The sequence below is a fragment of the Streptomyces thermospinosisporus genome (assembly GCF_039526425.1).
GTDB classification, from domain to species: Bacteria; Actinomycetota; Actinomycetes; order Streptomycetales; family Streptomycetaceae; genus Streptomyces; species Streptomyces thermocarboxydovorans.
Genome location: NZ_BAAAIZ010000014.1, coordinates 1 through 26562, shown reverse-complemented (window position 1 = coordinate 26562; position 26562 = coordinate 1). Strand labels below are relative to the sequence as shown.

At 72.7% G+C, this 26562-nt stretch carries 11 protein-coding genes; 9 read left to right on the top strand and 2 right to left on the bottom strand.

The window, feature by feature from the left end; translation table 11 throughout:
- Window positions 1-20: 20 nt before the first annotated feature.
- The gene (locus ABD207_RS06735) at window positions 21-1190 is read left to right on the top strand and encodes a glycosyltransferase family 4 protein (RefSeq protein WP_344010824.1); all 1170 of its coding nucleotides are present in this window, start codon (window positions 21-23) and stop codon (window positions 1188-1190) included.
- A gap of 29 nt (window positions 1191-1219) precedes the next feature.
- Here ABD207_RS06735 and ABD207_RS06730 read toward each other — a convergent pair whose 3' ends face one another.
- On the bottom strand, window positions 1220-1888 hold the full coding sequence (locus ABD207_RS06730) for a LuxR C-terminal-related transcriptional regulator (protein ID WP_344010822.1): 669 nt from the start codon (window positions 1886-1888) through the stop codon (window positions 1220-1222).
- Window positions 1876-3153, bottom strand: coding sequence for a sensor histidine kinase (locus ABD207_RS06725; RefSeq protein ID WP_344010821.1), 1278 nt, complete (start codon window positions 3151-3153; stop codon window positions 1876-1878). Before ABD207_RS06725 ends, ABD207_RS06730 begins: the two co-directional genes overlap by 13 nt.
- A gap of 146 nt (window positions 3154-3299) precedes the next feature.
- Between ABD207_RS06725 and ABD207_RS06720 the strand changes: the two genes are divergently transcribed.
- The 8 genes from ABD207_RS06720 to ABD207_RS06685 form a co-directional block, all read left to right on the top strand.
- Window positions 3300-4046: an ABC transporter ATP-binding protein gene (locus tag ABD207_RS06720; RefSeq protein WP_344010819.1), complete on the top strand. Its 747-nt coding sequence runs from the start codon at window positions 3300-3302 to the stop codon at window positions 4044-4046.
- Complete coding sequence (locus ABD207_RS06715) at window positions 4046-6034, top strand: FtsX-like permease family protein (RefSeq protein ID WP_344010817.1); 1989 nt, start codon at window positions 4046-4048, stop codon at window positions 6032-6034. The genes ABD207_RS06720 and ABD207_RS06715 overlap by 1 nt, the downstream gene beginning before the upstream one ends.
- 152 nt (window positions 6035-6186) lie before the next feature.
- Entirely contained in the window at window positions 6187-6849 is a 663-nt protein-coding gene (locus ABD207_RS06710; protein WP_344010815.1) for a response regulator, read from the top strand.
- Window positions 6850-6861: 12 nt separating this feature from the next.
- Entirely contained in the window at window positions 6862-8250 is a 1389-nt protein-coding gene (locus tag ABD207_RS06705; RefSeq protein WP_344010812.1) for a sensor histidine kinase, read from the top strand.
- 129 nt (window positions 8251-8379) lie between these two features.
- Window positions 8380-9723: a serine hydrolase domain-containing protein gene (locus ABD207_RS06700; RefSeq protein WP_344010810.1), complete on the top strand. Its 1344-nt coding sequence runs from the start codon at window positions 8380-8382 to the stop codon at window positions 9721-9723.
- Between the two features lie 160 nt (window positions 9724-9883).
- Entirely contained in the window at window positions 9884-20119 is a 10236-nt protein-coding gene (locus ABD207_RS06695; RefSeq protein ID WP_344010809.1) for an amino acid adenylation domain-containing protein, read from the top strand.
- Between the two features lie 48 nt (window positions 20120-20167).
- Window positions 20168-20374 carry an MbtH family protein gene (locus tag ABD207_RS06690; RefSeq protein WP_344010808.1) on the top strand — a complete coding sequence of 69 codons (207 nt, stop codon included), beginning with the start codon at window positions 20168-20170 and terminating at the stop codon, window positions 20372-20374.
- 146 nt (window positions 20375-20520) lie between these two features.
- A partial coding sequence (locus tag ABD207_RS06685) for an amino acid adenylation domain-containing protein (RefSeq protein WP_344010807.1) occupies window positions 20521-26562 on the top strand: 6042 nt, incomplete at its 3' end.

Sequence of the window (26562 nt, the reverse complement as noted above, 5' to 3'; positions counted from 1 at the left end):
CCGGAAGGCAGCCAGCGACCATGGGCACCACCCTCGTCATCACCAACGACTTCCCGCCCCGCCAAGGGGGCATCGAGACGTTCGTCCACGCCATGGCGTCCCGCGTCCCCGGCCACGACGTGATCGTCTACACCTCCCGTGAGCCGGGTGCCGCAGCCTATGACGCCACGCTGCCGTTCCCGGTGATCCGGGACCCGAGCAGCATGCTGCTGCCCACCTCCCGGGTGACCCGCTGCGCCCTGGAGATCGCCCGCCGGTACCGGTGCGACCGGGTCTGGTTCGGAGCCGCCGCCCCGCTCGCGGCCATGGCCCCGGCGCTGCGGCGGGGCGGTATACGGCGGTTGGTCGCCACCACGCACGGCCACGAGATCTGGTGGGCGCGCACCCCCGGCGCCCGCCAGGTGCTGCGGCGCGTCGGCGACCACGTGGACGCCGTCACCTACCTCGGCGAGTACACCCGGCGGCGCATAGCGCCGGCCCTGGGGCCGCGGGCGGAACTGGTGCGGCTGGTGCCGGGGGTGGACCCGGCGGCGTTCCTGCCGGAGCCGGGTGCCGCCCGGCGGATCCGGGAGCGGCACGGCATCGTGGACCGCAAGGTCGTGCTGTGCGTCTCCCGGCTGGTGCGGCGCAAGGGGCAGGACCAGCTGATACGGGCGATGCCCGCCATACGGCGGGCGGTGCCGGAGGCGGTGCTGGTGATCGTGGGCGGCGGCCCGGACGAGCAGCGGCTGCGGCGCCTGGCGCGCCGGTACGCCGACGGGCACGTGGTGTTCGTGGGCGGGCTGGACCACGCGTCGACGGCCCCGTACTACGCGGCGGCCGACGTGTTCGCCATGCCGTGCCGGACCCGCAAGGCGGGGCTGGAGGCGGAGGGGCTGGGCATCGTGTTCCTGGAGGCGGCCGCCAGCGGGTTGCCGGTGGTCGCCGGGGACTCCGGGGGTGCACCGGACGCGGTCGTCGACGGGGTGACGGGCACGGTCGTGGACGGTACGGACGCCGGGGCCGTGGCCGCTGCCGTGGCGGGCCTGCTGCGCTCTCCCTCGCAGGCCGCGGCCATGGGCGCGGCAGGCAGGGCCTGGGTGACGTCGCAGTGGTCCTGGGACCTGTCGGCGCAGCGGCTGACGCAGCTGCTGCACCCCGGCACGGATCTCCGCGCTGTCGTGTCCGGGCGGGGCGGCGAGGAGTCCTGAGCGCGTGCGGGGCGGCCGGGCGCCCTTCCTCAGAGCTGCGGGGTCTCCCGGCGCAGATGGGCGAGGACGGCCAGCACTCGGCGGTTGCCCTCCGCCGGATCGAGGTCGAGCTTCATGAAGATGTTGCTCGAGTGCTTGACGACCGACGCCTCCGTGATGGTGAGGCGTTGCGCGATGGCCTGGTTGTTGAGCCCCTCCGCCATGAGGGCCAGCACCTCCCGTTCGCGGGGCGTCAGGCGCTGCAGCGGCTCGTCGGCGGCCCGCTGCTGCAGCAGGACCCGGACCACTTCAGGGTCGATCACCGTCTGCCCGCCGGCGACCCGGTCCAGCGCGTCGAGGAACTCGGCGACCTCGCCGACCCGGTCCTTGAGCAGGTACCCCAGTCCCCCCTCGGCCGATGAACTGCCGCTGAACAGCTGTGTCGCGTAGGCCGTGGCAATGTACTGCGACAGCACGAGCACCGGGAGCCCCGGGTGCCGGCCGCGCAGCTCCAGTGCCGCCTTGAGTCCTTCGTCGCGGAAGCCGGGCGGCATCCGGACGTCGGTGACCACCACGTCCGGGCGGTCGGCGTCCACGGCACGCGCCAGTTCCTCGGCGTTCCCGACCGCGGCCGTCACCTCGTGTCCGACCCGGGTCAGCAGCTCCACCAGTCCGGCCCGCAGCAGCACGGCGTCCTCGGCGATCACTACGCGGAGCACGGCACCTCCACCCGCAGTTGCGTCGGTCCGCCGACGGGACTTGTCACGACGAGTCTCCCTTTCAGAATGGCCACCCGGTCCGCGAGACCTTGCAGACCGGCTCCGGCGGCCGGATCCGCGCCGCCGTGTCCGTTGTCGGTGATGAGCAGGGTCAGTTTGTCGTCCTGCAGGCGGCCGACGACGGTGACCTGGTCGGCGCCGCTGTGCTTGGAGGCGTTGGTCAGCGCCTCGGTGATGGTGAAGTACGCGGTCGCCTCGATGGCCGGTGCCAGGCGGTGCGGCAGATCGATGTCGACGTGGACGGGGATCGGGTTGCGCAGGGCCAGTTCGGCGACCGCGGCGGGCAGACCGTGGTCGGTGAGGACCTGGGGGTGGATGCCGCGCACCAGGGAGCGCAACTGGTCGAGGGCCTGGCGGGCTTCGTCACGGGCACGGGAGATGAGGGGTGCGGCCGGGGAGTCCTGGCCCCGCAGCTCCATCTCGGCCAGGCCCAGGGTCATGGTGAGCGCCACGAGCTGCTGCTGGGCACCGTCGTGCAGATCGCGTTCGATGCGTCGTCGTTCGGCCTCGAAGGCGTCGATCAACCGGGCCCGGGAGCGGGTCAGTTCGATGACCCGGGAGCGCAGATCCTCGTCCCGCGCCGACAGCAGGGCCTGGGCGACCCACACCTGGGCTCCGGTGACCAGTCCGCCGGCGTAGGCCGAGACGAGCAGGCCCAACAGGCCCGCGGCGCTGCCCGGCAGGGCGGCAACGGGCTCGGATATGGGCCGGCCGGGCACCAGCATCACCGTGTCGGGTGCGATCGCCCACACGATGACCGGCGTCGCCGTCAGTATCAGGGACAGTCCGAGCAGCGCGGTGAAGCCGATCCCGGTGGCGGTGAAGACGACACCCAGGGCGAGGCTGTAACCCAGTTCCCGCCAGGTGGCCCGTTCACGCAGCCGGGTGCGCAGCCAGGGCCAGACCCCGGTGCCGGGCAGGGAGCCGTGCGGGTCGAGCAGGGGCTCGGGTTCGACGAGCCGTAACCGGCGCCGTTCCAGGGCGGCGACGGGAACGCCCAGGACGGCGAGTCCCATGAGGACGACGATCCCCACGCCCACCACGGACAGCCCGACGCCGACGAAGAGCAGGGCGGCCATCAGGAGCAGCACGACGAAGCCGACGACGGTGCCGCTCAGCAGGAACGCCCAGCAGCGCACCGGCCAGGCGGAGAAGGCGAAACGCAGCGGGCGCCGCCGCATGGCCTCCCAGACGGCGACGTTCATGGTGCGTGTCCCTCCGGGGCGTGCGCGTGCGGTACACCGGTTACTCTAACCGGCCGTCAGTCCCGGCGGATGGTAGGGAAAACCCGCCCTCCGGGACTCCGTGGAGGTCCACTGACCTGCGCCTTGCTTCCTGCTGGACTGGGGTCATGTCACTGCTCACCGATGTCCAGCTCCCCGCCGTACAGCTGGCCGGCGTCTCCAAGAGCTACCGGGGTGCCGCGGGGCCCGTCCCGGTGCTGTGCGAGGTCAGTCTGGGCTTTCCGCAGCGGGCACTCACCGCCGTGATGGGGCCGTCCGGCTCCGGCAAGACGACCCTGCTCAACTGCGCGGCCGGTCTGGACAAGCCCGACCGCGGCAAGGTCCTGCTCGGTGACACGGACCTCGTCGCCTGCGACGAGCGGCAGTTGACCGAGGTGCGGCGGGACCGGGTGGGTTTCGTCTTCCAGCAGTTCAATCTGCTGCCGATGCTGGACGCCTACGAGAACGTGGCACTGCCGCTGCGTCTGCAGGGCCGGCGTGTGAAGCGGGACCGGATCATGGAGGCGCTGCGCGAGGTGGGCCTGGCGGACAAGGCGGGCCGGCGGCCCGCGCAGCTCTCCGGCGGCCAGCAGCAGCGGGTGGCGATCGCACGGACCCTCGTGGCGGAGCCGGAGATCGTGTTCGCGGACGAGCCGACCGGGTCCCTCGACCGGTCCACCGGCCGGCAGGTCATGGCGCTGCTGCGGGGCGTGGTGGACCGGGCGGCGCGCACGGTGGTCATGGTGACGCACGATCCGGCGGTGGCCGCGTGCGCGGACCGGGTGGTGTTCCTCTCGGACGGCGAGGTCGTCGGGCGGCTGGACCATCCCACCGCCGATGCCGTCGCCCAGCAGCTGAGCACCTGGGAACGGTGATGTGGCGCATCTCCGTGCACTCGGTACGGCACTACTGGGCCCTGTTCACCGGTACGTTCGTGGCCCTGGCGCTCGGCGTCGCCCTGATGGGGGTGTCCGCCTCGGCGCTGGCTGCCACGTGGGCGGTGCCGAAGCCGGCGGATGCCGGCCACCCGTCGGTGACCCTGACCGACGGCACCGGCACGAAGCACACCCTGTCCGGCGGTGACGTGGACCTGGGCGGAGTGCAGAGCGTTCTGGCGATGGCCGGGGTCGTGTCCGCGTTCGTGACCGTTGTCGTGGTCACCGGCACCTGTGCCTTCGGTATCGCCCTGCGCCGCCGCGACATGGGGCTGCTGCGCCTGGCCGGCGCCGGCGGGCCGCAGGTGCGCCGGATGGTGCTGGGCGAGTCCCTGGTGGTGGCCGTGCCCGCGGCGCTCACGGGCTGCGTGGTCGCCGCGCTGACCGCGCCGACCGCTGTCGAGGCACTCGACGGCACCGGTCTCTCCCCGGTCGATTTGCGCCCGGGACCGTTGCTCGGGCCTCTCGTGTTCGCCGCCTTCAGCGGCCTGGTGTTGGCCGTGACGGGGACCTTGGCCGCGTCGAGGCGCGCGGCCAGGGTCCTCCCCACGGAGGCCCTGCGCGAGGCGGACCTGGACGCGAAAGCCATGACGGCGGGGCGCGGCACGACGGGCGTGCTCGCGCTGATGGCCGGTGGGGTGATGCTGGCCATGACCCCCGGCGCCGGGGCGGAGGCGGCGACCCCGCTGGCGTTGTCCGGCATGCTGGCGCTGGCGCTGGCCGCCACCCTGCTGGCACCGGTGTACCTGCCGCCCCTGCTGAGGCTGATGGCCCTGCCGCTGCGCTGGGCCGACCCGGTGGCCGGCCGCCTGGCCGCGGAGTCGGTGCGCACCTCCCGGCGGCGTACGGCGTCCCTCGCGGGTCCGGTGCTGGCGATCCTGACGGTCGTCGGCGCGTTCACCACCGTGCTGTCCACCACGGGCGCGGCGACGGAGGCCGACGACCGCGCGCGAACCGTCGCCCAGCTCGTCGTGGAACCGGCCCGGGGCGAGAGGCTCAGCCCTTCCGATGTGAAGGCCCTGCGGGCCGATCCGAGAGTGGCAGCGGTCTCCGCTCCGGCCGAGCTGGAGGTCGCGGTGGCGGGCCCGTACTCGGCGTGGAAGGAACAGGCGGCGGTCGCGGACCCGTCCGCGCTGGCCCGCACGCACCGCATCACGGTGATCGACGGATCGCTCGGCCGGCTCGAGCCGGGAACGGTCGCCGTGTCACGGGAGTTCGCCGACTGGTACGGGCATCGCGCCGGATCGACGGTGACCTACGGGATGTTCGGAGGCAGGCCGGTCAAGGCGCGCGTGGTGGCGGTGCTGGACGGGGGCTCGGCAGTGCCGCCGCTCCTGCTGCCCGGCGGGGCGCCCGGTGCCGCTGCTCCGGTACCGTCGAGCGCCGCTGTGCTGCTTCGTGCGCGGGACGCGGACTCGGCGCGGGCCGTGGCCGCGGAGCTGACCTCGCGTCTCGGTGCGGAGCGGGTGCGGGTGGTGCCGTCGGCGGAGTGGTTCGGCAGGGCGTCGGCCGATCAGGAGCGGCTCAACCGGCTGGTGCTGGGGGTGCTGACCGTGCCCGCGTCGCTGTACGCGCTGATCGCCGTGGCGGGCACGCTGGTGATGTCGTACAGCCGGCGCGGCGGTGAGATCGCGGGCATGCGGATGCTCGGAGTCAGCGCGGGCCAGGTGCGGCGGATGGCTCTGTGGGAGACGCTCTCGACCTCGGCCCTGGGTGTGCTCGTGGCTGCCGGAGTGGTCGCGCTCGGCGCGCATTCGTACCGGGGAGCGCTCGAGGTGCTGGACGGCGAGGCGCCGCTGAGCGTCGAGTGGGGAATGCTGTCGGCGCTCACCGCGGCGTGCGTGTGCGCGGGTGTGGTGGTGAGTCTGGCCGCGTCGGGGCGTTTGCTGCGGCAAGCCGGTGTGGCCATGGTCGGATCCCGGCAATAGGCCCGTGCGGCCTGGGGCGACGGTTTGCCGGGCGTGACGTCCTCCGTCGTGCCGCCATATGCTGAGGGCCCCCACAGCTTCAATTCGTCAGCCTCCGGACGGCCCCATGTCCGAAAGCCGGTTCGGCCGGAATCCAACGAGCGGGAGTCTCCATGCGCGTCGCGATCGCCGAGGATTCCGCGCTTCTGCGAGCCGGGGTGGCCAGGCTGCTGGAGGACGAAGGAATCGAGGTGGTCGCTTCCCTGAGCGACGCCACCGGGATAGTGGACGTCGTGCGGACCGCCCGGCCGCATGTGGTCATCATGGATGTCCGCATGCCGCCCACCTTCACCAACGAGGGCATTCTCGCCGCCCTGGAGATTCAGCGGCTCGGCACGGACACGGCCGTTCTGCTGCTGTCGCAGTACGTGGAAGCCACCTATGCCGAGGAGTTGGTGCGCAACGCCTCGGCCGGCACGGGATACCTGCTGAAGCAACGCGTCGGAGATTTCGAGGAGTTCCTGTCCGCCCTGCACCGGGTGCGGCGCGGGGAAACCGTCCTGGACTCCGACGTGTTCAAGCAGTTCGTCGGCAGCCCGCGGGAGAAACGTGCCACCGAGGTGCTGACGCCGCGCGAACGCCAGGTACTGGAACTCATGGCCACGGGGCTGACCAACGGCGGAATCGTGAAGCGGCTCGGCATATCCGAACGCGCGGTGGAGAAACACGTCACGTCGATCCTGGGCAAGTTGCGGATTCCCAACACCGGTGAGAACCACCGCCGAGTGCTTGCGGTACTCGACTATCTGCGGGGCGTGGAGAGACTGAAGGACTGAGCCCCGCACACCATGGTTCGTAGTCCCCTGAAGCTGCCGGGCCCCCACCGTGTGGCCGCGGGCCTGATCTACCTCTCCGTGGGCAGTCTGGTCGGCCTGCTGCTGGTCCCGCTCGTGGTCGCCTCCCTGGTCCTGCGCGCCGTCTCGTGGCTCGTGCTCGTCGGCCTGCCGTCGATGCTGGTCCTCGTGGTCAGGGGTGCGACGGCGGTGCTGCGGCGGGCCGTTCCGGCACCGCGGCGGTCAGGCTCCGGCGAGCACGCCCTGCTCGGCGCGCTGCGGCAGGTGCCGGTCCGGATGGCGGACCTGTTCAAGGGCCTGTCGTTCAGCCTGCCACTGCTGCGAGCCGTGGCCGACCTGGAGCGCCTTCTCGCGCACTCGGTCCTCGGAGAGTCCCAGGAGCTGCCGCACCGCACGTCACAGGCGGAGGGGGAGATCGAGGACAGGTCCGCCGAGGCGCGCTGGGACGACATCGGCTATCTCGGACTGCTGCTGCTCGGCTCCGTATGGCTGTTGCCGCTCGCGGCACTTGCGTTCCCGGTGGTCACCTTCGTGGTGGCCCTGCCCGTCGGGCCGCCTGAACAGCTCGCGTTCGGCCCCGGTATGACGCTTCTGGTGACCGGGGTGGGCACCCGGCTGTCGGTGGCGGCGGCCTCCGTCGTGCTCTTCACGGTGCTCATCGCCCTGCTGCTGTGGATGGGCAAGCTCCGGGCCCGGCTGGTCAGACGCATACTCAGCCGTGTCGACGAGGCGGAGGCGCGGCTGCGGGAGCAAGCGGCCGAGCGGCAGCGCATCGCGGCACTGCGGGTCAACGACGCGGACTACCGCCGTCTGGAGCGGGATCTGCACGACGGGGCTCAGGCACGTCTGACGGCTGTGCTCATGCGCCTGTCGTACGCGAAACGCCGCCGGAGTGACGACGGGGAGTACCTGGCGGCGCTCGTCGACGAGGTGCACCAGGAGATCGGCCGGGCACTCGACGACATACGGGATCTGGTGCGCGGGATCCAGCCGCCCATCCTGAGCGACCGCGGCCTCGAAGCGGCCGTCACGGCACTGACCGAGCGCTTCCATGTGCCCGTGGAGGTGTCCAGCGCTCTCGAGCGGCGCCCGGATGTGAGCGTGGAGTCGACCGCGTACTACATCATCGCCGAGTGCCTGGCGAACACCGTGAAACACGCGTCCGCCACGCGCATCCACGTCCGCCTGAGCGAATGCGACGGCCAGCTCGTGGTCTCGGTGACGGACGACGGCACCGGTGGTGCCTCGACCGCGGCCGGTACGGGCCTGCGGGGTCTGGAGGACCGGGCCGGCGCCCTCAACGGGCGGTTGGAGGTCAGCAGTCCGCCTGGCGGGCCGACCGAGGTGACCGCCACCTTACCCTGGTCGATCCGCCCCGTCTGACCTGCGGTTTTTCTTTAAATCGCAAACCCTTGCCGCCCTTTGAACGTGTGATCGAAGATGTGGGGGTACGGCTACCCGCACCCACGAAGTACGGGTAGCCGTACCCATGACGTTCATCAAGGGGGAGATGTGAAAGCGCCTTTCGCGGCGGACCGGCTGGGCGCGCTGGCCCGCGACCACTCCGTTCCCGGTGCGCAGCTGACCATCCGGCAGGCCGGGCAGCAGGTGTCGGTGGCCACGGGCGTGACACATGCGGGCACGTCCCGGCCGGTGACCGAGGACACCGCCTTCGCACTGGGTTCGGTGACCAAGGTGTTCACGGCCACGGTGGTCGCCCAGCTCGTCGCGCAGGGCGATCTGGAGTGGGACGAACCGGTCGCCGACTACCTGGCCGAGTTCGACGCCGCGGTGGACGACAGGATGTCCGCCATCACCCTGAGGCACCTGCTCAGCCACACCGCCGGGCTGGTCGCCGACCACGAACTCGACGACCCCGGGGACTCGTCACTGGCGCGCTATGCGGCGAGCGTCGCGGTCACCACTCCCCTGCACGACCCCGGACACTGCTTCTCCTACTCGAACACCGGCTACAACGTCGCCGGACGCGTCATCGAGGCGGCCGGTGACATGAAGTGGCAGGCCGTCGTCGAGAACTCCCTCTTACGGCCGCTCGGCATCGACCCGGTGTTCCTCGGCGGCGGCTCGACCGAAGGTGTCCGCACCGTCGCCGGCGCACACATCGTCCGGCCCGGCCGCGAGCGGCTGCCGCAGCCCGTCGGGCTGTACGTGCCCCATGGCTGGGCTCCCGCGAGCGGCCTGGCCGCCGGCGCCGAGGATCTCGCGGCCCTCGCGGCCCTGCATCTCGGCGACCTCCCCGGTGCCGGCACCCTGCTCAGCCGCGAGGCCCGCGCCGAGATGGCGGCACCAGACCCCCGCGCGGACGCCTTCGGCATGGCCGACGGCTGGGGCCTCGGCCTCGCCCACTACTCCTCACCCGACGGAACCTGGCTCGGGCACGACGGCACCGCCGACGGCGGCACCGCTCACCTCCGGTTCCATCCGCGCACCGGCACCGTCGTCGCGCTGACCACGAACGCGACCACCGGAACCCTGCTGTGGGCCGACCTGGTCGACACGCTGCGGGACCACGGCATCCCGGTGGGCGACCACCGTCCCGCACCGCACACCGCGCCCGCCCTGACGACGGATCTCGACCGCTTCGCCGGTCACTACCGCAACGGCGAGATCCGCTTCACCGTCCGCACCGCCCCCGGCGATGGCGCCCTGCGCCTGACGGACCCGACCGGCCTCACCGCCGATCTGTCGCTCCGCACCGACCTGAGCTTCACCGCCCGGCGCACCGACTCCGAGACCGCCCCCATCACGGGCCGGTTCGTCGTCGGACCCGCCACCGACGAGGTGGTCCTCATGCAACTCGGCGGACGCTCCGCCCGGAGGACGCCGGCCGCCTAGCCGCCCCGTCCGCCGCGGCGACCGGCGCACCGGCCCGCGCCCGCGCGCCCGGACCGGTTCCACGGTCTCCGCTCCGCCCCGACTTTCCACCCCTTCCCGGCTTCCGCACCCCGCACCGGCTGACCCTGCCCGGAAGCCGTCCGTCTCTGGAGGTATCCACGTGGCCCGCGCCGACGCACCGCTCAACCGGGCGGTGCCCGACCCGATCGACTTCTGGCGGGAGCGACTGGACGGCGTCCCGCCCCTGGAGCTTCCGGCCGACCGCCCGCGTCCCGTGGTCCGTGCCACCGGCACCGCCGTCCACACCCGCGAGCTGCCGGCGCCCGCCGCCCGTGCGTTGACGGAGCTGGGCCGGCAGCACGCCACCAGCCGCACCGCCGTGCTCGCGGCCGCCGCCACCGCCGTGCTCACCCGCTACTCGGGGCAGGAGGACATGGCCCTCGGCGCCGTCTCCCCCCGCACCGGGCACACGATCGTTCTGCGCACCGCTGTGGACGCCGCGGCCGCGTTCACGGATCTGCTGCGCGGCACGGCCCGCGCCTGGGAGGAGGCTCTCGCGCACGACGGCATCCCCTTCGCGGATCTCGTCCGGGCTCTGGCTCCCGCGCCGGACACCAGCATCACGCCCTACATCCAGGCCATGGTCGCCGACCTCGACGAACTCGACGCGCCGCAGCGGGACTTCGACCCGCTGGATTTGTCCTTCGAGGTGTCCCCCGCCGACGGGCAGGTGCGCGTCCGGTACAGCAGCGCCCTGTTCGACGAGACCACGGCCGCCCGTCTCGCGGACCGCCTGACGGTTCTGCTGGCCGGCGCGGCCGAGAGTCCCGGTTCCGCCATCACCGCCCTGCCGCTGCTCACCGACGGCGAGTTCGAGCAGGTCGTGCACGGCTGGAACGACACCGCGCGCGAGGTGCCCGTCGCCACCTTCCCCGAGCTGTACGCCGCCCAGGTGGCCGCCCGCCCGGACGCCGTCGCCGTCATCGACGAGGACGGCAGCGTCACCTACCGCGAACTGGACGAACAGGCCAACCGGATCGCCCACCACCTGATCGAACTCGGCGCCGGACGCGACCATCTGATCGGGCTCTGCACCGAGCGCAGCCGCGACATGGCCGCCGGCCTGCTGGGCATCATGAAGGCGGGCGCCGCCTATCTGCCCCTCGACCCGGCCTATCCGGCCGACCGGCTCGCCTACATGCTCCGGGACTCCGGTGCCCGTCTCGTCGTCACCCAGCGGGAGCTGCGCGACCGGCTCCCGGACACCGGCGCCGCCGTGGTCGACCTCACGGAGGACCGGGCGGCCCTCGACGCCCGTCCGGTCACCGCGCCCGACGTGACGCCCGTGCCGGACGACCTGGCCTACGCCATCTACACCTCCGGCTCCACCGGCCGCCCCAAGGGCGTCCTCGTCTCCCACCGCGGCATCGGCAACCTGGCCGCCGTCCAGACGCAGGCATTCGACGTCACTCCCGGCAGCCAGGTGCTGCAGTTCGCCTCCGCAAGCTTCGACGCGGCCTTCTGGGAGGTCTGCATGGGCCTGCTGACCGGCGCCACGCTGGTCATGGGTTCCAAGGAGACCCTCGCCCCCGGGGAACCGCTCGCCTCCTACGCGGCCCGGCACGGCGTCACCCACGCCACTCTCACCCCCGCCACCGTCGCCGTCCTCCCCGAGCAGAACGGCCTGCCCGACGGCGCCACGCTCGTCGTCGCCGGCGAGGCCAGCACCGCCGACCTGGTCGCCCGGTGGTCCCGCGGCCGGCGCATGATCAACGCCTACGGTCCGACCGAGACGACCGTCTGCGCCACGATGAGCGCCCCTCTGCACGGCGCCACCGTCCCGCCGATCGGCACGCCCATCACCAACTTCCGTGTGTATGTGCTCGACGACGCGCTGCGCCCGGTCCCCGCCGGGGTGCGCGGCGAGCTGTACATCGCCGGCGTCGGTCTGGCCCGCGGCTACCACCGGCGTCCCGGCCTGACCGCGGAGCGCTTCGTCGCCGACCCGTTCGGCACGCCCGGGGAACGCATGTACCGCTCGGGCGACATGGCGCGCTGGAACACCGACGGAACCCTGGAGTACCTGGGTCGCGCCGACGACCAGGTGAAGGTGCGCGGCTTCCGCATCGAGCTGGGCGAGATCGAGAGCGCCCTCGCGCTCCACCCCGGTGTGGCCCAGTCCGTGGTCGTCACCCACCGCTCCAACCTGCTGGCCTACGTGTCGCGGGCCGCAGGACACCACCCGTCCGCGGAGGAGTTGCGGGCCCATCTCGCAGAGCGTCTGCCCGACCACATGATCCCGTCCGCGATCGTGGTGCTCGAGACGCTGCCGCTCACCCCGAACGGCAAGGTCGACCGCAGGGCTCTGCCCGACCCGGCCACCGTGCGGGAGCGGGAGCGGGCCGACCGTGCCGCCCCGCGCAACGCCGTCGAGGAGACCCTCGCCGGTGTCTGGTCCGAGGTCCTGGGCATCGAGGACATCGGCATCCATGACGACTTCTTCGAGCTGGGCGGCAACTCGATCCTGTCCGTGCGCGCGGTCTCACGGATGCGCGCGGCACTCGGCATGACCCTGCCGCCGCGCATCCTCTTCGACCGGCCCACGATCGCCGGCCTGGCCGCCTCCCTCGCACCGGACGACACGGCCGAGGACCCCGCGATCCCGGTCGTTCCGCGCGACGGCGCGCTGCCCATGTCGTACGGCCAGCAGCGCCTTTGGTTCCTCGAGGACTTCGACCCCGGCAGCGCCGAGTACCACACCGCCACCGGGCTGCGCCTCAGCGGCGCCCTCGACACCGATGCCCTGCGCGCCGCCGTCGAGGATCTGACGGCACGCCACGAGGCGCTGCGCACGACGTTCGGTGTGGTCGGCGGACGCGGCGTCCAGGTGGTCCACGAGCGGCTCGCCCCCGAGTGGCACGCCGATGATCTGAGCGGCCTGGCACCGGGCCCGCGCGAGGAACGGCTGCGGGAACTCGTCCGCGCCGAGACGATGCGCCCCTACGACCTGGCGGCCGGGCCGCTGGTCCGTGTGCTGATGGTGCGCCTCGCCGACGACGAGCACGTATGCGTCCTCGGCATGCACCACATCGTCACCGACGGCTGGTCCATGGGCATCGTCCTGCGCGAGCTGGGCGAGCTGTACACCGCCCGCGTCGAGGGCCGCGAGCCCGACCTGCCGGAAGCGGGCATCCAGTACCCGGACTTCGCGGCCTGGCAGCGCGGCCGGCTCGAGGAGGGCGGGCTGCTCGACCGGCAGCTCGACTGGTGGCGTGAGCGCCTCGACGGCGTCACTCCGCTGGAGCTGCCCACCGACCGGCCCCGGCCCGCCGTGCGCTCCTCTGCGGGCGCCGCATACGACTTCTCCGTGCCCGCCGGCACCGCGACCGCCCTCAGGGACCTCGCGCAGCGGCACGGTGCGACCCTGTTCATGGCGCTGACCGCCGCGGTGAAGACGGTCCTCGCACGCTGGTCCGGCCAGCAGGACATCGCCGTCGGCACCGCTTCCTCCGGCCGGGACCACCGCGACTTGGAGAACCTCGTCGGCTTCCTGGTCAACACCGTCGTGCTGCGCTCCCACGTCGACCCCGACCTGTCGTACGCGCAGCTGCTGACGCAGCTCAAGGAAACCGTTCTCGAGGCCTTCGCCCACCAGGACGTGCCCTTCGAGCGGCTGGTCGACGCGGTCGGCGCCGCCCGTGACACCAGCCGTACACCTCTCGTGCAGGCCATGGTCGTCCTGCAGAACGCGCCGGCCGAGCCCCCGCGGCTGCCCGGCGTGCGCGCCACCGAGCACCCGGTGCCCCGGGAGGCCGCACCGTTCGACCTCACCGTCGAGTTCCACGAGACCGACGACGGCCTCACCGCCCGCATCGGTTACAGCACCGCCCTGTTCGACGAGGCGACCATCGCCCGGTTCGCCGGCCACCTGACGACCGTGCTGTCCGCCGCCACGGCCGAACCCGACCGGCCGCTCGCCACGCTGCCCATGCTGACCCGCGAGGAGTTCGACCAGGCGGTCAGCGCCTGGAACGGTCCTGTGCGCCCGGTTGCCGCCCGCACGTTCCCCGAGCTGGTGGCCGAGAGCGCGCGACGGCGTCCGGACGCGCCGGCCGTCGAGGACACGCACACCGTTCTCAGCTACCGGGAGCTGGACGAGCGGGCCAACCGGCTCGCCCACCGTCTGGTCTCCCTGGGCGCCGGACCCGGCACGTTCGTCGGCCTGTGTCTCGAGCGGGGCGCGGAGCTGGTCGTGGGCCTGCTCGGCATCATGAAGGCGGGCGCCGCATACCTGCCGCTCGACCCCGGCTATCCGGCCGACCGCCTCGAGTTCATGCTCCGCGACTCGGGAGCCGGCCTGGTGGTGACCCGCACCGAGCTGCTGCCGCGGCTGCCCGACACGGGCGCCCGGATCGTGGACCTGGCGCAGGACGGCGACGCGCTCGCCGCGCAGCCCGCCGACGCGCCCGAACCGGGCCCGCGTGCCGACGACCTGGCGTATGTGATCTACACCTCCGGCTCCACCGGCACCCCCAAGGGCGTGCTCGTCTCCCACCGCGGCATCGGCAATCTCGCCGCCGCCCAGATCGAGCGGCTCGAGGTGGACGAGGAGAGCCGGGTCCTGCAGTTCGCCTCGTCGTCGTTCGACGGTGCGGTGATGGAGATGCTGATGGCGCTCCCCGCGGGCGCCACGCTGGTGATGCCGCCGCACGGTCCTCTGGCCGGCGAGCCGCTGCAGGCGTTCCTGCGGGAGCGCCGCATCACCCACGCCCTGCTGGCGCCCTCGGCCGTCGCCACTCTGACGCCGGACGGGCTCGACGGCCTGCGCACCCTCATCGTCGGCGGCGAGGCCAGCACGGGAGACCTGGTGGCCCGCTGGTCCGCCGGACGCCGCATGATCAACGCGTACGGCCCGACGGAGACGACCGTCGTGGCGACCATGAGCGCGCCGCTCAGCGGCGGAACCGTGCCGCCGATCGGCACGCCGCTGCCCAACACCCGGGTGCGGCTGCTCGACGCGGCTCTCCAGCCGGTCCCCGTCGGCGTACCCGGCGAGCTGTACATCGCCGGACCACATCTTGCCCTCGGCTATCACGGACGTCCGGGCGTGACCGCGGAGCGGTTCACGGCGGACCCGTACGGCGCGCCGGGCGACCGGATGTACCGCTCGGGCGACGTGGCCCGGTGGCGGGCGGACGGCAGCCTGGAGTACCTGGGCCGCGCCGACGACCAGGTCAAGCTGCGCGGTTTCCGCATCGAGCTGGGCGAGATCGAGACGGCCCTGGGACGCCACCCCGAAGTACAGGACGCGGTGGTCGTCGTGCACCACGACGAGGCCGGCCGGGGGCGCCTGGTCGCCTATCTGGTGACCAGGCGGGAGCTGTCCACCGGTGAGCTGCGTTCGCATCTGGCCGGTTCGCTGCCGGACTACATGGTGCCCGCGCTGTACATCCCGCTGGAACGACTCCCCCTCACCCCCAGCGGCAAGGTCGACCGACGATCCCTGCCCGCCCCCGACACCACCACCATCCCCACCGGCCCCGACTACACCGCCCCCCGCAACACCACCGAGGAAACCCTCACCACCATCTGGCAAGACGTCCTCGGCATCGAACGGATCGGCATCCACGACAACTTCTTCGACCTCGGCGGCGACTCCATCCTCTCCATCCAGGTCGTCTCCCGAGCCCGCCAAGCCGGACTCCACCTCACCAGCCGCCTTCTCTTCCTCCACCAGACCATCGCCGCCCTCGCCCCCACCGTCACCACCACCGACCACCCCACCACCGCACCCGCACACACCACCGGAGAAGTCCGACTCACCCCCATCCAACGCTGGTTCCTCGACGAACACACCGTCGACCCCGACCACTACGCCATGTCCGCCCACCTGGAACTGGCACCCGACACCGACACCACCCTGCTGCACCGCGCACTCGACGCCGTCGTCGCCCACCACGACGCCCTGCGCATGCGCTACACCCACCACCCCGACAACACCTGGACCCAGGAATACGGCGATCCTCACCTCGGTGCGCCGCGGCTGCTCCTGCACGACCTGTCCGCGCTGTCCGACGCCGAGCAGGAGAGGGCACTGCACGAGGCGGCCCTCGTCGCCCAGCGTTCCCTCGACCTGGCGAGCGGCACCGTGGTCAGGGGCGTGTTCTTCCGCCTCGGTCCGTCACGGCTGCCGCGTCTGTTCCTGGCGGTCCATCACCTGGTGATGGACGGGGTGTCCTGGCGGATCGTCCTGGAGGACCTGGCCACCGCGTACACGCAGCTCGCCGAGGGACGCCGGCCCGACCTCGGTGCGCGGACGAGCAGCTACCAGCAGTGGGCCGAGCGCCTCGCCACACACGTCCGCTCCGGCGCCCTCGACCATGAACTCGGCCACTGGCAGCAGGCGGTTGCCGCCGTCCGCCCGCTGCCGCGTGACGGGCACGGCGACGACGAGGCCCGCACCTTCGGCGCGGCGGAGGTGACGTCCGTACAGCTGGGCCGCGCCGAGACCGAGGCCCTGCTCCAGCGGGTGCCCGCCGCGTACCGCACGCAGATCAACGACGTCCTGCTGACCGCGCTCGGCCGCGTCCTGGACGACTGGGCGGGCCACCCTGTGACGATCGCTCTCGAAGGCCACGGCCGCGAGGAGCTCTTCGACGACGTCGACCTGTCCCGGACGGTCGGCTGGTTCACCACCATCCACCCAGTGACCCTGCACGTCCCCGAGGGCGACTGGGGGCAGGCCCTGAAGTCGGTGAAGGAGCAGCTGCGCGCCGTTCCCGGACGCGGCATCGGATACGGGGCACTGCGTCACCTGTCCGAGCCGGGCAGCGCCGCACACGACGCCCTCGCCTCCGCCCCGCAGCCCGAGGTCAGCTTCAACTACCTCGGCCAGTGGGACGGCGCCACGGGCGACAGCGGCCTGGTCCGCTCCCGCCTGGACACGCTCGGCGCCGACCAGGCGCCCGGGCAGCCCCGGCCGCATCTCATCGACATCGTGGCGGCCGTCGGCGACGGCGAACTACGCATCGACTGGATCCACGCTCCCGCCGTGCACCGCACCACGACCGTACGGTGGCTCGCGGAGGCGTTCCTCACCGCGCTGCGCGACGTGGTCGAGCACTGCCTGCGGCCGGGCAACGGCGGCGCCACGCCGTCCGACTTCCCGCTCGCCGGGCTGGACCAGGCCGCCGTGGACCGCATCGCCGGCGACGGCCGGGACGTCGAGGACATCCATCCGCTCACCCCGCTGCAGAGCGGCATGCTCTTCCACACGCTGTCCGATCCGGGCGCGTACGCGGAGCAGATGTCCTTCGCACTCGACGGCGTGGACGACCCGGTGCTGCTCGCCCGTGCCTGGCAGACCGTGGCCGACCGCATCGGCGTCCTGCGGGCCTCCCTGGAGTGGCGGGACGTGGAGCGTCCGCTGATGGTGGTTCACCGCAGGGCGGAGCTGCCCGTCACCCACCTCGACTGGCGGACCCTGCCGGCCGCCGAGCAGGACGAGGCGGTGCGCCGCCTGCTCGCCGAGGACCACGCCCGGCCGGTCGATCTGACCAGCGCTCCGCTGATGCGGCTCACCCTCGTCCGGCTGTCGGACACATCGGTGCGCGTGGTGTGCGCCTTCCACCACATCCTGCTGGACGGCTGGTCCGCGTTCGACGTCCTCACGCAGACCTACCAGGCATACGCGGACCTGACGGCCGGGCGGGAGCCGGTGCTGCCCGCGCGCCGGCCGTTCAGCGCCTACGTGGATTGGCTGCAGCAGCAGGACCTCGCGGGTGCGGAGGAGTACTGGCGCAGGGCCCTGTCCGGCTTCCGGTCGCCGACACCGCTGCCCGCCGTCCGGCTCGGTGCGCCCGGCCACCGCACCGGCTCCACCGCCCGGATCGCGCGCCGCCTGTCCGCGGAGGCGTCCGGAGCGCTGTCCGCGTTCGCCCGCCGGCACCGGCTCACCGTGAACACCGTGCTCCAGGGCGCCTGGGCGCTGCTGCTGGCCCGGCACGCAGGGGTCGACGACGTGGTGTTCGGCGCCACCGTCTCGGGCCGCCCCGACCAGCTGGCGGGGGCGGAGTCGATGGTCGGCATGCTGATCAACACGCTGCCCGTCCGGGTGCGCGTCGAAAGCACCGCGCCGGTCGCCGACTGGCTGGCGCAGCTGCAGCGGTCGCAGGTCGAGGCGCGCCAGTACGAGTACGTGCCGCTGCCGCGCGTCCAGGCGTGCAGCGACGTGGACCGCGGCGAGGAGCTGTTCCGCACGCTGGTGGTCTTCGAGAACTACCCGATGGACGACGAGGCGGCGGCCGCTCACGGGCTGCGTGTCCGCGGCCTGACCGGCACCGAGGCGACCAACTACGCGCTGAACCTCATCGCCTACGGCGGTGAGGAACTGTCCTACACCCTGGCGTACGACGCCGAGCTCTACGACGAGGAGACCGCGGCCCGGTTGTGCGGCCACCTGGAGGCCCTGCTGACCGCGCTGCCCGCCGCGGGCGAGGCCGCGTCGCCGGTGGCCGAGGTGCCGATGGCCACGGCCGCGGAGGCCGAACTGACCGTCCACGGCTGGAACGACACGGCCCACGACCTCCCCGATGCGTCCCTCCCGGAGCTGTTCGCCGCCCGCGCCGTCGCCCACCCCTCGGCCGTCGCCGTGGTGTACGGGGACCAGGAGGTGACGTACCGGGAGCTGGACGAGCGGTCCAGCCGGCTCGCGCACCACCTCGCGTCCCTGGGCGCCCGGCCGGGCACCCGCGTCGGACTCTTCCTGGAACGTGGCACGCACGCGGTCGTCGCGCTGCTCGCGGTTCTGAAGGCCGGCGCGGCGTACGTACCGCTGGACCCGGCGTACCCGGCCGACCGCCTCGAGTACATGATCGGCGACGCCGGGGTGGAGGTCCTGGTCACCGAGGAGGGGACCGGCGACCGGCTGCCGTCCTGCGGTGTGCGGTCGGTGAACCTGGACCGGGACGCGTCGGCCATCGGCACGCATCCCCCGACGGCCCCCGTGCCGGGCCCCGCCCCGGACGACGTCGCGTACGTGATGTACACCTCCGGGTCGACCGGCACCCCGAAGGGTGTGCTCACCCCGCACCGGGCCGTCGTCCGGCTGGTGCACGAGGCCGCGTACACGGACATCGGTCCGGGCGACACGGTCGCGCAGTTCGCCTCGCTGTCCTTCGACGCGTCCACCTTCGAGGTGTGGGCGGCCCTGCTGCGCGGGGCGCGGCTGGCGGTGCACCCGCAGGGGCTGCCCTCGACGGCGGCGCTGGGCCGCTTCCTCGAGGAGCACGACGTCACGCATCTGTGGCTCACCGCGGGTCTGTTCCACCAGGTCGCCGACGACGACATCGGCGTGCTCGCGGGGCTGCGGCAGCTCATCGCGGGCGGTGACCGGCTCTCCCCCGAGCACTGCGCCCGCGTCCTGGACGCCCACCCCGCGCTGCGGCTCACCAACGGGTACGGCCCCACCGAGGCCACCACGTTCACCACCACCCACGACGTGCGCGGCGACGCCGGCGGCGATGCGGTGGCGGCGGGGCCGGTGCCGCTGGGTTCCCCGCTGCCGAACACGCGGGTGTACGTGCTGACCGAGGGGCTCACACCCGCGCCGGTCGGCGTGCCGGGTGAGCTGTACATCGCCGGAGACGGTCTGGCCCACGGCTACCTGGGGCGGCCGGGCCTGTCGGCGGAGCGCTTCGTCGCCGACCCGTTCGGCGCGCCCGGCACCCGGATGTACCGGTCCGGCGACCTGGTGGCGTGGCGGGCGGACGGCACGCTCGAGTTCCTCGGCCGCACCGACTCCCAGGTCAAGATCCGCGGATTCCGGGTCGAGACGGGCGAGGTGGAGGCCGCGCTCGTGACGCATCCGGCGGTCGGCGACGCGGCCGTGGTCCCCTGCACCGACCCGGCGTCGGGCCGCACCGTCCTGGTCGGCCACGTGGTTCCGGCAGGTGCCGCGCCGGTGCCCGGCACAGCCGGACTGCGCGCCCATCTGGCCGCGTCGCTGCCCGAGCACATGATCCCGTCGGTGTTCACGACGCTGTCCGCGCTGCCGCTGACCGCAAACGGCAAGGTGGACCGCGCCGCGCTGCCGGCTCCCCGGGAGCGCCTCGGCACCGGCACGGCGTACCAGGCGCCGGCGACGCCCACCGAGGAACTCGTCGCCGAGGTCTGGCAGGAACTGCTGGGCGCGGAACGGGTCGGCGTGCACGACAACTTCTTCGAGCTGGGCGGCGACTCACTGCTTGCCCTGCGCACGGTGTCCCGGATCAACTCCCTGTTCCGCACCGAACTGTCGCCGCGCGACCTCTTCGAGAGGCCGACGGTCGCCGAGACCGCGGCCTGCGTCGAGGAACTGGTCCTGGCGGAGCTGGAGGCGGCTGCCGGAACGTCCTGACCCCACCGCAACCCCCGACACCTCTCCCTTCCCGCGAAAGGTTCCACCATGTCCAACCCCTTCGAGAAGTCCGACCGTTCGTACCACGTGCTCGTCAACGAGGAGGGCCAGCACTCGCTGTGGCCGGCCGGCACGGCCGTCCCGGCCGGCTGGGAGGTCGTCCTCGCCGACCGGCCGCGCGAGGAGTGCCTCGCACATGTCGAGGCGAACTGGACGGACATGCGCCCGCGCAGTGCGCGCGCGTCCGCCTCCTGAGCCCCGCCATCGCGTTCCGGCCACCCGGTTCCGATCGCCTCGCGGTACGCCCGCTCACCCCGGCCACGCCCGCCACCACCCCGACGGAGGCCGAACGGGCCGCCAAATCGACCTGCTGACCAGCAATTTCCTGGGGGATCCCGCCAATGAACACGCCGTCTTCCCGCGCGGACCGGATAGCCGCCCTTCCCGAGCGGCTCCGCGAGGCGCTCGCTCAGCGTCTGTCCGGCCAGGGCGGGGCCGCCACGCCGGCCCCGCCGCTGGTCCCGGCGGTGCCGCGGGACGGTGAACTGCGCCTGTCCTTCGGCCAGCAGCGCCTGTGGTTCCTGGAGCACTTCACACCCGGCGGGGCCGACTACCACTCGGCTCTGCCCGTGCGGATCAGGGGGCCGCTCGACGCGGAAGCGCTGCGCTCCGCGGTCCGCGGTGTGGTGTCCCGGCACGAGGCGCTGCAGACGACGTTCGACTCCGTCGACGGGCGGGGCGTGCAGGTGGTTCACGACCGGCTCGACCCCGAGTGGGTGACGGCCGACGCCGTCGACGAGGACGCCGCCCGCGAGGCCGTGCGGAAGGAGATGACGCGCCCCTACGACCTGAAGTCCGGCCCCCTCGTCCGGGTGCTGCTGGTGCGCCTCGCCGACGAGGAGCACATCTGTGTCCTGGGCATGCATCACATCGTCACGGACGGCTGGTCGATGGGCGTGATCGCCCGCGAGCTGGGTGAGCTGTACGCGGCCGGCGTCGAGGGCCGCGAGCCCAGGCTGCCGGAAGTCACCGTGCAGTACCCGGACTTCGCGGCCTGGCAGCGCGCCCGGCTGGAGGACGGGGGCCTGCTGGAGGAGCAGCTCGACTGGTGGCGCGATCGCCTGGCCGGCATCACTCCGCTGGAACTGCCCACCGACCGGCCGCGTCCGGCCGTGCGGTCCTCGGCCGGTGCGGTGTACGGCTTCGAGCTGCCCGCCGAGACGGTCGCGGGTCTGAAGGCGCTGGCCCGTGAGCGGGGCGCGTCGCTGTTCATGGCTCTCACGGCCGCGGTGAAGGCGGTGTTCGCCCGCTGGTCCGGTCAGGAGGACATCGCCGTCGGCACGTCCGCCGCCGCGCGCGGGCACCGGGAGCTGGAGCAGTTGGTCGGCTTCCTGGTCAACACGGTCGTGCTGCGCACCCAGGTGGATGCGGAGCTGACCTTCACGGAGCTGCTGGAGCGGGTGAAGGACACCGTCCTGGACGCGTTCGCGCACGAGGACGTGCCGTTCGACAAGCTCGTCGAGGCCGTGCAGCCGGAGCGCGACCCGAGCCGGACCGCGCTGGTGCAGGCCATGGTCGTGTTGCAGAACACTCCCGCCGGCACCCTGTCCCTGCCGGGCACGTCGGTCTCCCCGTACCCGCTGGAACGGCACTCCTCGCTGTTCGACCTCACCTTCGAGTTCGAGGAGCGGGACGGGGGCCTGCACGGCCTGGTCGAGTACAGCACCGAGCTCTTCGACGAGCGCACAGTGGCCCGGCTCGCCGGCCACCTGGGTGTGCTGCTGGCCGGTGCGGTGGCCGACCCGGACCGGCCCGTGGCGGCGCTGCCGCTGCTGACCGAGGACGAGCGCCGGCAGGTGGCCGTCGAGTGGAACGACACGCGACGGCCGGCGGGAGACGGCCTGCTGATCCACGAACGGCTGGCGGCGCAGGCGGCGCGCACCCCCGAGGCGGTCGCCGTGATCGCCGAGGACGCCACGCTGACCTACCGGGAGCTGAACGAGCGCGCCAACCGGCTGGCCCACCACCTGATCGCGCTGGGTGCCGGCCCGGGATCGCTGGTGGGGCTGAGCGTGGAGCGGGGCTCCGCGATGGCGGTCGGCCTGCTCGGCATCCTGCGGGCGGGCGCCGCCTACGTGCCGCTCGACCCGGGCTTCCCGGCCGACCGGCTGGCGTACATGCTGGCGGACTCCGGCGCGCGGATCGTCGTCGGACAGCAGGCGGTGCGGGACCGTCTGCCCGCCGGGCCCGAGCTGCGATTCGTGGACCTGGACGAGGAGCGGGACACGATCGGGTGGCTGCCCGCCACCCCGCCGGACACCGCCGTCACGGCGTCGGACCTGGCGTACGTCATCTACACCTCCGGGTCGACCGGTGAGCCCAAGGGGGTCGCCGTCGAGCACCGCAATGTCCGGCACATCCTCGCCGCCTGGGACGAGCAGTACGGGCTGCGGGAGCTGAAGCTGCGGTTCCTGTCGGTGTCCAGCCTCTCCGTCGATCTGTTCTTCGCGGACCTGATCCGCTCCCTTCCCTTCGGCGGGGCGCTGATCATCGCGTCGAAGGACGTCACCACCGAGCCGCCGGCGCTCCTCGACCTGATCACGAGCACGGGGGCCACGGGCCTGGAGATCGTGCCGTCACTGCTCAACGCCGTCCTGCAGGAGGTGGACCGCCGCGACGAGGCGTTCCCGCCGCTCCGGCTGATCTCCGTCGGCTCCGAGGGCTGGCGGGTCGAGGACTGCCGTGCCCTGCTGCACCGCATCCGCCACGACTGTGTCGTCGTCAATGCCTACGGCGGCACGGAGGCGACGGTCGACTCGACCGTCTTCGTACCGACCGAGGAGAGCCTGCGCGGCCGTGTCTACGTGCCGATCGGCCGCCCGTTGCCCAACACGCGTGTGTACGTCCTCGACCCCCACGGCAATCTCGTGCCGCCGGGTGTGCCGGGCGAGATCTGGATCGGCGGCGACGGTGTGGCCCGCGGTTACCACGGACGGCCGGAGCTGACCGCGGAGCGGTTCACCGACAGCCCCTTCGTGCCGGGGGACCGCCTGTACCGCACCGGTGACCGGGCCCGCTGGCTGGCCTCCGGGGACCTGGAGTTCCTCGGCCGCGCCGACGACCAGGTGAAGATCCGGGGCTTCCGCATCGAGCTGAGCGAGGTGGAGAGCGCCCTGGTGGCCCACCCGGACGTGCGGGATGCGGCCGTGCTGGCCTGGCAGGACGACGCGGGCCGGCGGCGACTGGTGGCGTACGTGGTGACCGAGGGCGGGGACGCGGGGGCGCGGACGTCCGATCTCCGGGCCCACCTGTCGGGCCTGCTGCCGGACTACATGGTGCCCGCGCTGTACATCCCGCTGGAACGACTCCCCCTCACCCCCAGCGGCAAGGTCGACCGACGATCCCTGCCCGCCCCCGACACCACCACCATCCCCACCGGCCCCGACTACACCGCCCCCCGCAACACCACCGAGGAAACCCTCACCACCATCTGGCAAGACGTCCTCGGCATCGAACGCATCGGCATCCACGACAACTTCTTCGACCTCGGCGGCGACTCCATCCTCTCCATCCAGGTCGTCTCCCGAGCCCGCCAAGCCGGACTCCACCTCACCAGCCGCCTCCTCTTCCTCCACCAGACCATCGCCGCCCTCGCCCCCACCGTCACCACCACCGACCACCCCACCACCGCACCCGCACACACCACCGGAGAAGTCCGACTCACCCCCATCCAACGCTGGTTCCTCGACGAACACACCGCCGACCCCGACCACTACGCCATGTCCGCCCACCTGGAACTGGCACCCGACACCGACACCACCCTGCTGCACCGCGCACTCGACGCCGTCGTCACCCACCACGACGCCCTGCGCATGCGCTACACCCACCACCCCGACAACACCTGGACCCAGGAATACGGCGACCAGCCGTCCGGACTCCTCGCCGTCCGGCACATCGCGAGCGACGAGGACGCCGACGCCGTGCTGAACGAGGCGGCCCTGCAGGCGCAGCGCTCTCTCGACCTGGCCGGCGGCACTCTGGTCAAGGGAGTCCTGTTCCGCTTCGCGGACGGGGCGGCACCACGTCTCTTCCTCGCTGTCCACCACATCGTCATGGACGGGGTGTCCTGGCGGATGGTCCTGGAGGACCTGGCCACCGCGTACGCGCAGCTCGCCGAGGGACGCGCCGTGGACCTGGGCCCCAAGACCAGTAGTTACCAGCAGTGGGCGGAGAGCCTCACCGCACACGTCCGCTCCGGCGCCCTCGACCACGAGATCGACCACTGGCGCTCGGTCTGCCCCGACAAGGCTCCCCCGCTGCCCGTCGACCACCCCGGCGGCCGCAACGTCACGGCCGCCGAGCAGACGGTCGAGGTGCGCCTCGGCCGGGAGGAGACCGAGGCGCTGCTGCACCGCCTGCCGTCGGTGTACCGCACGCAGATCAACGATGTGCTGGTCGCCGCGCTCGGCCGTGCCCTGGCCGACTGGACCGGCGCCGACCGGCTGGTCCTGGGCATGGAGGGGCACGGCCGGGAGGAGTTGTTCGAGGAGCTCGACCTGTCCCGCACGGTCGGCTGGTACACCACCCACTTCCCGGTCGCCCTGACGCTGCCCGCCGCGCGCGGCTGGGGCGAGACCGTGAAGTCGGTCAAGGAGCAGCTGCGTGCCGTGCCCGGCCGTGGCCTCGGCTACGACGCTCTGCGCTTCCTGTCCGAGCCGGGCACGCCCGGCCACGCGCTGCGCGCGGACCGGCTCCCGCCGATCAGTTTCAACTACCTCGGCCAGTTCGACTCGGTGACCGCACCGGACGGTCTGATCCGCGGTCGCCTGCCCTCGCTCGGCCACGACCACGCGCCGGACGAACTCCGTCCGTACCTGCTCGACGTGGTCGGCATGGTGGAGGACGGCCGTCTCGGCTTCACCTGGATCTTCTCCGGTGAGGTCTTCGACCGGTCGACGGTGGAACGCGTGGCGGGCGAGCATGTGGCGGCGCTGCGTGCCCTGGTGGACCACTGCCAGGACCCCGCGGCCGGCGGCGCGACTCCGTCCGACTTCCCTCTCGCGGGGCTGGACCAGGCCGCCGTGGACCGCCTCGCCGGCGACGGCCGGGATGTCGAGGACATCTTCCCGCTCACGCCCATGCAGAGCGGGATGCTCTTCCACACCCTCGCCGAACCAGGCTCCGGTGCCTACTTCGAGCAGATGAGTTTCGTCCTCGACGGTGTGGCCGACCCCGATCTGCTGGAGCGGGCGTGGCAGATCGTCTCCGGGCATCTGGAGGTGCTGCGCGCCGCCGTCGTGTGGGAGGGCGTGGACCGGCCGCTGCTGGTGGTGCGCCGGCACGTCGAGACACCGGTCGTCCACCTCGACTGGCGCGAACTGAGCACCGACGAGCAGTCCCGGGCGCTGGAGAGCTACTTGGCGCAGGACCGGGAACGGGGCATCGACCTGTCGGCCGCCCCGATGACGCGCATCGCGATCGCCCGTACGTCGGACACGTCCGTGCGGGTGGTGCGCACCTCCCACCATGTGCTGCTGGACGGCTGGAGCACCTTCCAGATGCTCGACGAGCTGGTCACGGCGTACCGGGCGCTGGCTGCGGGCGAGGAACCGGTGCTGCCGGCCCGGCGCCCGTTCAGTGCGTACGTGGAGTGGCTGGAGCGTCAGGACCTGTCGGAGGCCGAGGCCTACTGGCGGGCGCTGCTGGACGGGTTCGACGAGCCGACCGCGCTGCCGTACGACCGCCGTCCCACCGCCAGCCACCTTGCGCAGTCCACCGAGCGGCTGGTGACACGGCTCCCGGCCGACGCCTCGCAGCGCCTGTACGCCTTCGCCCGGAAGCACCGGCTCACGGTCAACGCGGTGGTGCAGGGCGCCTGGGCGCTGCTGCTGTCCCGGTACGCGGGTGAGGACGACGTCGTGTTCGGCGCCACCGTCTCGGGCCGCCCGGCGGACCTGCCGGGGTCCGACTCGATGGTGGGCATGCTCATCAACACCCTGCCGGTGCGGGTGACGGTCGACGGCGACGCTCCGGTCGCCGAGTGGCTGGCCCGCGTGCAGGAAGCCCAGGTCGAGGCACGCCAGTACGAGTATGTGCCGCTGCCGCGCATCCAGAGCTGGAGCGGCGTCGAGCGTGGCACGAACCTCTTCGAGAGCCTGGTGGCGTTCGAGAACTTCCCGGTGGACGGGGACAGCGGTGACTCCGGCGACGGCGTGCGGCTGCACGGTCTGGAGGGCGCCGACGTCACCAACTTCCCGCTGAACCTCGTCGCCTACGCGGGTGACGAGGTGGCCTGTGCCCTGGCCTACGACCCCGAGCTGTTCGACGCGGACACCGTCGAGCGGATGGCCGGGCACCTGGCGGCCCTGCTCACCGGAATGGCGGCCGAGCCGTCGCGGCCGGTGTCCGCGCTGGAGATGCTCGCTCCGGGCGAGCGGGAGCGG

Coding starts and splice junctions, on each gene's coding strand:
- ABD207_RS06735 (WP_344010824.1), top strand. CDS start 21: ATGGGCACCACCCTCGTCATCACCAACGACTTCCCGCCCCGCCAAGGG.
- ABD207_RS06725 (WP_344010821.1), bottom strand. CDS start 3,153: ATGAACGTCGCCGTCTGGGAGGCCATGCGGCGGCGCCCGCTGCGTTTC.
- ABD207_RS06720 (WP_344010819.1), top strand. CDS start 3,300: ATGTCACTGCTCACCGATGTCCAGCTCCCCGCCGTACAGCTGGCCGGC.
- ABD207_RS06715 (WP_344010817.1), top strand. CDS start 4,046: ATGTGGCGCATCTCCGTGCACTCGGTACGGCACTACTGGGCCCTGTTC.
- ABD207_RS06710 (WP_344010815.1), top strand. CDS start 6,187: ATGCGCGTCGCGATCGCCGAGGATTCCGCGCTTCTGCGAGCCGGGGTG.
- ABD207_RS06705 (WP_344010812.1), top strand. CDS start 6,862: ATGGTTCGTAGTCCCCTGAAGCTGCCGGGCCCCCACCGTGTGGCCGCG.
- ABD207_RS06690 (WP_344010808.1), top strand. CDS start 20,168: ATGTCCAACCCCTTCGAGAAGTCCGACCGTTCGTACCACGTGCTCGTC.